The following is a 12,497-nucleotide window of genomic DNA, read 5'->3' on the forward strand; positions in this document are numbered from 1 at the left end:
ATGATATTCTGATTTATGGCAAAAATTGTCTGAAATATTGATGCGTTCCTCGTATTCCAGTATGTTTTAAATTCTGTCTGTACATCATAGATAAATGTAGTATTCTCGCACCACTCATCCGGCAGCGTGAACTGCAGCGGCAATCCCGGCTTCTGATTCTCGTTCTTCAGTACGGTTTTCCCATCAGTGAGGACATATCCGTCAGGAGTTTTTTCCAGCTTGAACGTTGTCAGTATCGCAAGTGATCTATCCTCCGTCGACTTTGTTTCTTTCGGTTTTTGCAGCGACTCGGCATCGACCGCCGAAACAACGATATCATCCCAGTCGACACGACCTTCGGTAGCCTGTAATCGCGGATTCACGTTCAGCGTTTTCGCCCCCGGCGGACAAAGAAAGCGCACGACGCCCTCTCTCCATGTTGTTGTGGCGGAACAGAGAATGAACTGCTCGCTGATGGTTTTTGTTCCGTCGCTTACCGCAATATATACCCACGGCCCGAAATGCTGTCCGCCGTTTCGACTTGCACGGTATTTGATCTTTACCTCGACCGCTGCAGCATCTGCAAGCGGAATAGCCGGAATGGAGATGCGTGATACACCTTTACTTTCCGCCAGGGAACACTGCACATATTTTCCGCCGAGCGGGGCTTCGATGATCTTCGTGTCCCCCTGTGCGGTACATTCAGCAAAACCGGATTCAAAATCCTGTGAAAAAAGCACGCGGTCCTGCGCCATAAGAGGGATGCAGAGTGCGGCCAAAGCGGCAATAAACGTGAACTTCAGATTCTGTTCATGCATACACAACTCCATTATTGACAAGAGAATAGAATGTCATCGAGATATATCACGCCGTTCGTTTCACTCGGCATCATGAACGCAAGCCAGGAGATAGCGCCGAACTCCGGGCTGCAGGGAATAGCGCTCATTTCGCTGACGACGTTTTCTCCGGTGATCTTGAGCGTATGCGTTCTTCCGCCGCTGCCGTCCAATATCATTGTCATCTCAATGCGCGTCCAGGAATCGAAGGGAAGCGCTGTTTCTTTTCCGCCGACCGACAATTTCCCGTTCGCAGTGAACTCGAGACGCGGTCCGCGCTGATGCGGCGACTTTCGCATATCGCGCATTTCAATCACCATATGCCCCGGCTTTGCCTTGCTGTTGCGGAAATTGAACGCAAGCGTTACCAGACCTTTTGTCATCGTGCTGCTGCCGAGATAGAACTCGCGCACGGGATGATATGCGTATGCGAGGCCGGGGGCGTCGGTAAACCGCAGTGATCTCGTGCCGGATGCCGACACTTCATCGGTGATCTCAATGGTTGCGCCTTTTGCGCGATCCTGCGATACACCCTTGGGCGTAATGCCCACCCCGCGGTTCTCAAAATCTTCATTCAGGATGACAGTTCCGTTCATTGCGGCGGCCGCAGCGGTGGCGGTATGCTCCATACATTCACTGCTTGCAATGACCCCGTCGCGATCGGCGATGTTGCAGAAATAGAACGTTGCCGACGGGGGAACTGGAACAGTGACTTTTTTTCCTTCAGCGTCGAACGGGATATATACCGTATTCCACGCCCGCTTCTCGGACGTACCGGAATCTGATGTGTAATTAAGTTCCGCCTCCACGATCGGCCGCGGGGATTCATATGTAACCGTGAGAACATCCTTCTCTATTTTTTGTTCGATGATGCGCGGCATCGCATCGGTGCCGGTAAGAATGGAATCCATGAACCGTCCGATCTCCGGCGCATTCGCACCCACTTCCTGATTATGCGGCCACGCTGCCCGCATCGCGATGCTGCGCGTTCCCGGTGCGGTGCGATACGAATGCTGCCATGAAGGAATCGGGAACCAGCGGTCGGTTGACCCGGTAAGCCAGAGCATCGGCAGACGTGCGTTCTTGAGCACCGTTGAAGCGTCCCACAGCGCCGTCCATTTTTTCCCGCGTTCACCCATGCTTTTAAGCTTATCGAACATGCCGCCGCTGTCCAGTAAAAAGTATCCGCAGCCGTATACCGGGGCCGCGCACGCAAAGCGTCCGTCGATACCCGACGCCATGCTCGTAAGGTAGCCGCCCCATGAAATACCGGTGATGCCGATGCGGTTCGTATCTATCTCAGGAAATGAACGGATAAGCGAATGGGCGCGCAACACCGCTGCAACGCCATGATACGGCCATTGATCCTCGATAGGTTCATCGATCTGCTCAAACGTATCCAATGCGCCGACAGGGCCGGCCCACGAATGCGGCTGACTCCCATCCTTGTTCGTGAACGGTATTCCGCCGTAGGTATCCATCGCAATGGCTGCATACCCCCGATCATTCCATATACGTACCCATTTGGCGTACGCCGTGCCGCCGCCGCCAGTGACCAGTACCATCGCCGGAAATTTCGGACCGCCGATCTTGGGAACGCCGTACCACGCGAACACCCGTGTCGGTTTACCGCGATACGGTACACCTTCAAAAAAGAGCGAGCGCAAACCGGGAACATCCATCCCTTCAACGGGGAATACTGCCGGCACTTCACGCAACAACGGTTTTTCCCAGATAGATCGCGGATCGACAGCAGCGAAGGAAGCGCCATCGTTCTTTATCGCAGCTGCTCTCCCGGCCCCGATCGAAAGGACGGTAATATCATCCCAATCAACCCGACCTTGAGCTCCCTGCAGGCGTAATTGCACGTTCAACACCCGGGCATTATCCGGACACGAAAAACGAACGACGCCGTCTTTCCACTCGTCAGTCTTCGAACAAAGGATGAACGGTTCGTTAATGGCTTTTGTTCCGTCGGTCACCGCGATATATATCCACGGGCCGAAATGCTGGGCCCCATTGCACGCCGTACGGTATTTCACCCGCACTTCAACTTCAGTGCTGTCGGTGAGCGCTATCGCCGGGAGCGTAATACGGGATACTCCTTTATTTTCCGTAAGGGTGCACTGCGCATATTTCCCGCCGGAAGATTCTACCACCGATACATCCCCCTGCGTTCTACATTCACCGAGACCGGCCTCAAAATTGCATGTAAATAGAACACGGCCCTGCGGGTACAGTATCGATGCGAATGACAGCGCCAAAACGATCACCCCGTGATTTCCAACGGTCATTCGCAAACCTCCTTCGGATCATTTGAATTTCGTTCCAACAGCATACTGCGATGCATCAAATTAATCAATATAATATCTGCTCAAATCGGTATAAGATATTGACCGATTTGACATTTTCCCCCGACAGGCTAGAATTCAGCGTATGCCGAACGTATTTGAGGACGTCCACTTCATCCGACAGCACGAACGCATCCATCTTCCTGCCGTTCCGCTCGCTGTCGGGGTCACGCGGCATCACGTGCGGACCGTACGGCGCGAGTCATCCTCTGCCTGGTGCACATCCATTGAATACTGCGTCTCAGGTAAGCTCTCGGTCACGATAAACGGCCTTTCGTTCACCATACGCCCCGGCGACGTGTACATTCTCCCGCGGCACGGCAGCTATGAGGTGTCTTCACCGGTGCCCGAGAGAACAAAAAAATACTACCTCTATTATGAACGAATGGAGATAGAACAGCTGCTCGGCATGCACGGTCTTAATAAAACGATGCATATCCCGGGATGCAAAGTGCTTGCCCCGGTCTTCAAGCGTGCACTGTCGATCGCTGAACGATTTGAAGAAGCACCCGACAGCAGCAAGAACACGCTTCTTGCTATGGCCGCCGCGGCCGCTATGAACGTGATCACACACTGCGCGCTTGCCGTGCAGTACGACCGGCAGCATTCACGCGATGTGCTCCGGGTGAAAAATTTCATCGATACGCATTTTCATGCGCCTCTGACACTTGCCGATGTGAGCGCCGCGAGCGGCAAATCGATCGCGCATGTCATTCGCCGCTTCAAGCGGGAGACAGGCGTAACCCCTATTGACTACCTGATTATGCGCCGCGTTGAGACGGCTGCGGTGCTCCTGACATCCACCGACGAAAGTCTTCGGGCTATTGCGAAGCGCACCGGTTTTAAGAACGAGCATTATTTCTCGACCGTGTTCAAACTGCGCTTCGGCAGATCACCTGCGTCGCTGCGGGTGAAATAATCGGTTTCGTCACTTTTTATTTCTGCGTGACACCCACCGGCAAGAGCGTTGCTCCGGTACCGGTCGCTTCCATGCTGTATACAAAGCTCCCGGCGGTCGCCGGCCGCGCATCGGATACGTTCACGAACCATGCGCCCTGCCTGGTTATTTTATCGGGTGTGATGACAGCCTGAAATCGGTTCTCACGCATGGTCTTTGCAGCGATCGGCTCCCAGGGGATCTGCTCCCATTCCTTTCCGCCGGCGGTAACGAACAGGGTAGCTGTCTGTATCGGCAGGGGGGCCTCTACGGAAAACGTCACCAGCTTTCCGCCATCCGCCTGTGTCTCGCAACCATCTATTGTTACTTTCGGGAACGGCTTACCCTCGCCTTTCAGATGATAGGCAAGATACAATAGATCGAGATTGTCCCCATCAGGTATTCCCGCCAACTGATGCGTGCGCACCGGGGCATAGGCAAGATTGGCCCCCGGAATTACTGACACCGTTGCATTGACCGCAGGCGGCCAGAAGAAGTGGTCCCTCACTGCCGCGGCGATGAAATACGGAACTTGGATATCCGGTGCCCGGCGGCCGGCATCGAAATTATCAAGCCATGCCTTGCGCTGTTCATCCGGTGTATCATTCAACCCTGCCATCCATGTACTTCCCCGATCGTAGAATCCGCAGCCGAATTTCGAGTACGCTGCTTTGACCCTTTTGCCGAGAAGACCGGAAATCATTGTCGTTGTATAGCCGCCCATCGAAATGCCGCTTATACCGATACGCTCTTTGATGACCCCTGGTTGTGCTGAAAGCAGATCGAACGCCTCAAGGGCCGCTACCACAGCGTCAAATGTTTCATTCGCGGCAGGGTCTGGCTTTGTCGTCCAGCCGAGTTTCGCAAAACGGTTCGTCCATGGTCCTACCGAGTTCGTACATAGTTTCGGGTCGCCGATCCCCGGAAGATCGGGGGCGATCGTGATATATCCCGCCTTCGCATACCGTATCGCCGCAATGGGATCGGCACATCCATACCCGCCATGGAGCCACAGTAGTCCGGGATAATTCCCCTCGCCGGAAGGCCGCGCGATGATAGCGTACACATCCTGCGTATCACCGCCGACCAAGAGAGACCGGAAAACAAATTTCTGCACGACAACACCGCTTATGTTCTCCATGCTGATATCCCGCACGATCTTCGGCGCCTTACCTTTCAGATAGGGAAGGAAAATATTCCCTCCGGCAGGCGAAGCCTCGCCGTCAGGACTCATCTTATTTCCCGCATCCAGAAGCCACGCTAATGCGTTCATAGCCTCGACGCTGAGCACCGCAATCCGTTTTTTATCGCCGGCCGATCGTATCTCGACCGATCGTATGTCCATCGTCCCGATGAGATTCTGCTGTCGAATACTTATGAAAAGCTTCATTGTTCCTGCCGGGGCTTTCACCTGGATGGAACTGCTTTTCCACGAGGGCGATTGTTCGAATGTCTGAAATTGTTCGCCGACATTTTTGCCCTGTGCATCCTTGAATGCCATATACACCCATGAGCCTTTGTCCCGCGATGACTGAATATCGGTTGATCGATATTCAATGCTCAACTCATAGTCACCCGGATCTGCCGAGACCGTCGTGATCAAACCGGAATACCCGCGGTCGATCTTAAGATCCAGCCGTACAAAGCGCTCCCCGCTGTCCGTTATTATGTCGGCTTTATTGAGATGCCATCCTTCAGTATCACGATTCGCCGGCACCGCTGATCCGGCCCATATCGACAATGATAGCGGGCAAAGCAGTGCAATACGTATCAGCATTTTCAGAATATTTTCTTGATCGCTGCTTCTCATGTTTCATCCTTGTATCACTACGCTGCACCCATCCGCGTTTGCGTGATCATTCTCCTATGTCCAGAACTGCACAGCAACAACATCATCGAGTGTAGTCCGCTGATCGCCCGGGATGACTACCGAAAGCTTTCCGTCATCAAAAGTGAACGCAAGCGATCCTCCGGTACGCAGGAGTTTCACGGAGACGGGTTTCGTTACGCCGCTAACGGTCGCCGCGCCATCGTTGATCATGTCGATATGAAGATACCAGATATTCCCGCATATCGTCACGGGTACATCCGATCGTTCCGGCCAGGGACCGGGCTTTACGCCGAAGACCGACGGAGCACCGTATTCCATCCACTTCGCTATCTGTTCCATACGCCGATAATATTCCGGCGGCATTTCTCCGTGACTGTCAGGCGCCGCGTTGGGAAGAAAGTTTCCGCCCCATGATCGTGCTTTGGCAAGTTCGGCAAGTGCCCATCCCGCGGGCTTATACGAGTTGTGATTCAGATACCCCCACGCGCCGTCAGAGAATACATGACAGTATTCCCACCAGCCGGGAAATCGCGTGTCGGGAAAGCGGCATTCGGACGTATCGAAATCGCCGACACCGTGCTGCCGCGGGTTGATGACGATGCCCGGCTGCAGCGAGCGTATCCATGCAATGCCGATGCGGTCCATCACACAGGCGGCACTTCCGTCGAACCAAAGCACATCGATAGTACCGTAATTCGTGAGAAGTTCCTCGACCTGTCCGCGCAGATAGACTGCATTCCGCTCATCGTACGCTGCACTTTCCTCATCGGAAAGCACCGGCAACGTGCCCGGACGGTGATGCACATCGAGATCGGGGGCGCGGCCGCCGTAATTGAACGACATCCGCTCGCGATTGAAATACCAATCCGGCGGAGAATAATAAAATCCTACTTTTATTCCCGCGGCCCGGCAGCCGTCGACATACTCGCGTACGATATCCCGTCCCTGCTGATATCTGCCGATGTTCAGTTCGCCGAATCTGCTCGGCCATAAAGCGAAGCCGTCATGATGCCGCGTCGTAAGCACGGCATAGCTGCATCCGGCGTTCTTAGCAGCGGTGAGTATCTTACGCGGATCAAAACGGTCGGCGGTGAAACCGTTCGCCTGTTCCCAGTAATGCGCCGGAGAAACATTCGTCTGCACCGCATAGATCCCGTATTTCGCGTTCGTTTCCGCCGCCGTTGTACTGCGCTTCATCATCGACCACGACAGATCGCCTTCGCCGCGAACGCTTGATATCCCGAAATGGAGAAAAAGTCCCATCCCCGCTTCCGCGAACCATTGCGCATCGGGATGATCATTGCGCTTGAACGCAGCATCTGTCATCGCTGCGGTCGCGCCTATCTGTGCATGCTGTGCTGCAACTTCTTCATTATGTACGTCATCGATCTTTCCCTTCGCCATTGCTGTCTCCTGTCGATATTCGCGGCTGTGCACTAGAGAGAGGGCTGTCGCTTATTCAAAATAAAAGAACGAGAGGTAATACGGCTTCAGCCATCCTTCCTTGCCGTCGCACGTGGTGATGGCTGACTTGCGCGGTCCGCCGTCGGCGTCATTGACCATGATGCCGAGACCGACGGCATTGCCTTTCTTGAGCGCTACCGGGGCGATGTACTTTGCGGGAAAGCGCATTTCATACACGGTGCGCTTCTTCATCTCATCGCGTCCGATCTTTATTTCGACGTTGGGTTCAAGCACATTGTTCTGGATATCGAGCCAGGAAAGCTGCCGATCGGCGCTTATGGCGCGGTACACCTGATCGCCTGCCGATGTCTTCGCTATCGCGTAGGCGTAATCGTCCTGCATGTTGAGCGACGTTTCCTGCCCGTCGCGGAACGCATCGATGAAGAGCTGCACGCTGTCGCCCGCCCAGGTGCCGCCGAGCGTGTTGGGCTGATGATGCACATCATCGCGCACTTCGACGGCAAGATAGAGCGCGTCCTCATCCCATGCCGAGAAGAACCGTGCCCCGAGATCGTCGAACGATGTGTGCCCGCCTTTCGTGTATTCGATGACATCGAAATCATCCTTGCCGACGACACCGAATCGATAATCCTTCCAGTCCGAGATGTCGCCGTCGATGGCTATTTCGGAGCGTTTTCTATTGCAGAAAAGCGAATGGTATCGCCGCTCGGGTATCTCCTTCAGCACTTTTCCCTGGCCGTCAAGTATGGTGAGCGGCATGGTAACGCTATAGCGCGCGGTCGTTGTGTCCACGACATCATCGACCGGTATGCGTACCGATGCGCCGGACAGCGGTTTTACGGAAAGCGGGAGATCGCGGGCATTGCCGCCGAGGCGTATCTTCGCCGTACCGGAAAAAGCCGATGTGCCGCGATTCTTGAAATTGAGCGTAAGCGCGGTATAGGAATCGAGCCCGACACTCGATGCGATCTGCTCGGTCGCTTCATACTGCACGCCCGACTTCTCGAGTGCATCAGCGAGTGTCTTTACATCGGGGGCGGTCATGAGCGAGGGAACATAGTCAAGGTCGAAATAGAGATAGTCCCCGTCGCGTGTGGCGTTCTTCATCGGCCGTCCGAAGAGATCGGCAGCAGCAGCACCGCTTTTCGCGTAGAGGCGGAAACGGTTCGCCTTGCGCTCGCCGTTCTCAAGCTTGTCATCGAAATCCCATATCGCGGCAACGCCTTTGCCTGCGCCGTTATCGAAGAGATAGGTCTTTACGCCGTCGCCGTACTTGAAGTCGCGCACGAAGGATGCGTTCCCGAGCGCGCGTGCCGCAGCATTGTATTCCGCCGCAACCGGGCTCGGTGTGCCGGTGAGGAAATTCATCGTGAGCCCGACCGTCCAGTTGAGGAACATCTTGATGCGGCTTGCATATTTCATTGTCATAATGACGTAGCGTATGTTGTACGCAATGAGCGGCCGCACCCCGGGAGCATCGGATGTGACCGGGGCGAAACGCGCCTCAGCCGTGCCGAACCCCGGGAGCTTCAGCATCGGATGATTGCCCGCTTCCGTGCACCAGATATCTCCCTTGAAACCGGTTCGGTCGGCCACTGCAATGAGTTCCTCGTAGTCGGTCTCAAGGTCGGGGCGTTCCGGCTTCTCGCGATACGGATGCCCGGCGAGTATATCGATGTATTTCAGTCCGCCGGCATTGAGCACCGCCTCTTGCCATTTGCGCGCACCGTCGCCGATATTCGCAGGATCAGAGGATATCACCTTTGCATCAGGTATTACGCTTTTAATGATAGGGTAAACATCGCTGTAGAATTTCGCCATCATCTTCGGGCTGAAGATGTTCGGTTCGTCGGCCATTGTCGTGTGCGGCTCGTTGTAGTATTTGATATACTTGAAATGTTTGTACTTGGGGAGATACACGTTCTTCAGGAAATTCGTGTACGCGGTATATTCCGGGCTCTCAAAGCTCTTGAGGCTCCACATCGGCTCAACGACGGCTTTCTCATCCGGATCGGCGATATACATATTCCGCGGATCGTTCCCGAAAAGTCCCGTGGACTGCAGTATCCCTTCATTATCGACGCTCTTATACGTTCCCTCGTCGACCGGATACATCGATGGCTGTATCCCTCCAACGCCGATCTCACGGAGTATGCGTGCATTGCGTTCGCGGTCGCCGCCGGGGCCGTTGCCGAAGGTGAATAATAGACGATTCTTCATGGATGTCAGTTCCGCTTTCGAGAATGCATCGATGACCGGTACGGTATAGAAGTCGTGATCACGGTACTTATTCTGCTTGTCCTCGATGGCAAGTCGAACCGTGTAGTAGCCGATATATCCCATTTCCTTCGCTGCATTGAGGGCAAGCGCCGTTCGTCCGTTCGCCGGCACGGTCACGCCGGAGAATACTTTTGCCGCGATCTCATTCTTGAAAAAGTCGCGTACGCTCATAACGCAATCGACCGTTCTTTCGCTGTCCGTATTGTTCACAAGCTCATACGAGAGCTGTTTGTCATCCTTGAGCGCAAAATAGCTTTTCATCTTGTCTGCGGTCACCGAGAGGGGCTTCATAGTGAACGACGTCGGGGCAGCGGCTTCTTCGAATTGGAAGGCATCCGCCCAGAAATGCGTGGTCTCTTTTACCCCCTGATACGTGCTGTTATACCACCAGGGTACGCCGAACATCACCGTCGTGAGACTTTCCGTTGCATTGAACGATGAGGAGTAGCGCTTCCATTCTTTCGTGAGCTTGAAGTTCTTATCACCGAGCCATTTACCCCAGGACTTCGCCCCCCAGGCGACGCATCCGATCGAAAGCCCATCCTGATCGCTCTTTGCGTAGAAACTGAAGGTATAGGTCTTTCCCACCTTGAGCTGCATCGAGTACGGCGCGATAAGGCTCATCGTTGTATTGTATTTCTCGCTGTAGGAGGGCCGCATCTGGAACCGGAAGCTCTTCTTCCCGTGGAACGCAGTACTGTCGTCGACGATAAGCCATTCGCGCAGATGATCAAGATTGGTGATGCGCGACCCGCCGACGGTATCCCATCCGTGCAGCCCCTCTTCCGCGCTCGGGTTCTGGATACGGTTCGCGGATGCGCCGAAATTAGGGAGTTCCATGCGGTTGAATTTGCCGATGCCGATGGAGTCGTATTCGCTCACGGTTTCCGTCGACAGCGAATTCGCGCGTTCTGCGCTTATCTTCCGTATATCGAGCGTAAGTTCTATCTCATGTTCCTTGCTGAACTGCGGGCGGTATTCCATGCGCGGCATCCCCTTATCGTGGCGCGCATCGCTCATGCCGTATTTCGTCTGACCGGCGTCATGTTTGAGAAGGAAGAACCGTATAGCACGGTCAGGGTTCTCCGCGAAGAACTCCGGGCTCATCCCCTTGGGGAGCATGAAGCTCTTGCGCTCGCCCTCAAATTTCTCGATGATGATGTCCTCGCTCTCATCGCGTATCGTAGTGCCGTCGAGCGTGAACGCAGGGAAGCGCACCTGCAGACCTTTTGACTTGAGGTCGCCCACTGCGGTGAACTTTATCGCATAGTGCACGAGACCATCGTCAAGTATCTTCATTCGTATCTCATACTGCGCGTCAGTTGCTTTCGGGAGCGTCGCCTTCACGACGAACTCCTTCGCCGCAGCATCATAGGCATGTACCGTGATATTATCCCCGTATCCGGCTTCTCCGTACCCCTGCCCCGGCCCAGACCAGATAGGGTACATATTGATAAGTTCCTTGCCCGCGACGGTATAGTACAGATGCCCCTTCGTTATCGACAGCGCTTTGTCCGCAAAGCGTATCGTTCCGCTCGCGTCGAATTCAACTTTCGGGGCGGCGGTCGCGCCGAAAAGCGCAGAGGCGCATATCATTGCGATGACGGAAATACATGCTTTCATTGCTTACTCCTCAACGTTCCCCGATAATGTACGTCATTTCCGGCGCGCAGAACATAACTCGACAAAAACATAACTATTCTACCTTTTCTTTTTATATGTTCTCCGGTATTCCTTTGCCGTTCTGCCGAATGCCCGCTTGAACAACTTGTTGAAATGCACATGGTTCGTATAGCCGTTCTCCATGAAAATATGCGTTATCGATTTGTTCGTCGTCTTGAGCGACACCGCCGCTTTTGCAAGGCGCATATCGTTCACCGCGCGGGTGAACGGCGTTCCGAACAGCGCCTTATACCGTTTGAGGAAATACGGGGGAGTAAGCCCGAGCCGCGACGCCATAACGCTTGCGGCGGCGCGATCGGAAAAATGTTTCGCGATAAGTTCATTCATCGCCCGCATGAGGGCTTTGTCGCTGCGCGTATTCACGAGCACGGAACGGCGGAGCGTGGAATTGCGTATGATGACGCGCGGTGTAATGAGGATCTCATTCCCGTAACGCGGTGCACGCCCGTTCACGATATCGAATACGAGCCGGAGTGCCGTCCGTGCGATGCGGCCGAGGTTCTGATCGACGCTCGTAATGAAGGGCTTCTTCCCGAGCGCTACCGGACTGTTATTGAAACCCGCGATCATGATATCCCCGGGCACGGAAAGGCCTCTCGCCTGCGCTTCCTCGTTCAATTCCACGGCAAGCTGATCGCTGTCGCATACGCATGCGTCGGGCTTTTCCTTCAAGAGTGATCGGTATATCTCACGGCGGTACGCGGTGCGATCCGTTCCCGCTTCAGTTCGGGCTCGATGTGATGACAGTATCGCCCCCCTGTGCACATCGAAGGCGTTGACCAACCGCTGATCTATCTCCCGGTGATGGTGCCCGAGCGCGCGAACGAAACCCTGGCAACGGCGATGCGTGTAGCTGTCGCAGCCGTACGAACAGAACGCAATGCGCTCTGCCCCTTCTTCGATAAGGTGATCGACAAGAAGGGCTATGCCTGTCTTTTCGTCACAGCCGACATAATTCCTTTCCGCACTTTGTACATGCGGCTCCGACATCATCGTCACACAGGGGACGAGTGTTTCGAGCCTGTGCCATGCGGCCGTGCTTTCCGTGTCATTCGAGGGAATGCTCCCGATGACCGCGGTATAGTCCCGGTATTCGCCTGAATCGATGAAGTTCGGCAAGGCATCGGCACGGTCGTAGAATATAAGCGATGCCGCGTTCGAGCGTCTTGCTTCAT

General features: G+C 54.6%; 7 protein-coding genes. 1 reads left to right on the top strand and 6 read right to left on the bottom strand.

Annotation, left to right across the window (positions count from 1 at the left end; genetic code table 11):
• Both AABZ39_15310 and AABZ39_15315 read right to left on the bottom strand, forming a co-directional pair.
• The coding region (locus AABZ39_15310) for a hypothetical protein (GenBank protein MEK6796147.1) at positions 1-797 on the bottom strand (797 nt) is incomplete at its 3' end.
• A gap of 11 nt (positions 798-808) precedes the next feature.
• Positions 809-3,109 carry an acetylxylan esterase gene (locus AABZ39_15315; protein ID MEK6796148.1) on the bottom strand — a complete coding sequence of 767 codons (2,301 nt, stop codon included), beginning with the start codon at positions 3,107-3,109 and terminating at the stop codon, positions 809-811.
• Positions 3,110-3,251: 142 nt separating this feature from the next.
• Here AABZ39_15315 and AABZ39_15320 point away from each other — a divergent pair, with 142 nt between their 5' ends.
• Complete coding sequence (locus AABZ39_15320; protein ID MEK6796149.1) at positions 3,252-4,085, top strand: AraC family transcriptional regulator; 834 nt, start codon at positions 3,252-3,254, stop codon at positions 4,083-4,085.
• Positions 4,086-4,101: 16 nt separating this feature from the next.
• On the opposite strand, the gene AABZ39_15325 is transcribed toward AABZ39_15320, so the two are convergent.
• The 4 genes from AABZ39_15325 to AABZ39_15340 all read right to left on the bottom strand — a co-directional run.
• The gene (locus AABZ39_15325; GenBank protein MEK6796150.1) at positions 4,102-5,820 is read right to left on the bottom strand and encodes a dienelactone hydrolase family protein; all 1,719 of its coding nucleotides are present in this window, start codon (positions 5,818-5,820) and stop codon (positions 4,102-4,104) included.
• Positions 5,821-5,967: 147 nt separating this feature from the next.
• Positions 5,968-7,338, bottom strand: coding sequence for an alpha-L-fucosidase (locus AABZ39_15330; GenBank protein ID MEK6796151.1), 1,371 nt, complete (start codon positions 7,336-7,338; stop codon positions 5,968-5,970).
• 51 nt (positions 7,339-7,389) lie between these two features.
• Positions 7,390-11,262, bottom strand: coding sequence for a sugar-binding protein (locus tag AABZ39_15335; GenBank protein MEK6796152.1), 3,873 nt, complete (start codon positions 11,260-11,262; stop codon positions 7,390-7,392).
• A gap of 78 nt (positions 11,263-11,340) precedes the next feature.
• Positions 11,341-12,497, bottom strand: a 1,157-nt coding sequence (locus AABZ39_15340) for a substrate-binding domain-containing protein (protein MEK6796153.1), incomplete at its 5' end; no start/stop codon positions are given.

This window comes from Spirochaetota bacterium, assembly GCA_038043445.1.
In the GTDB taxonomy this organism is placed as follows: domain Bacteria; phylum Spirochaetota; class Brachyspiria; order Brachyspirales; family JACRPF01; genus JBBTBY01.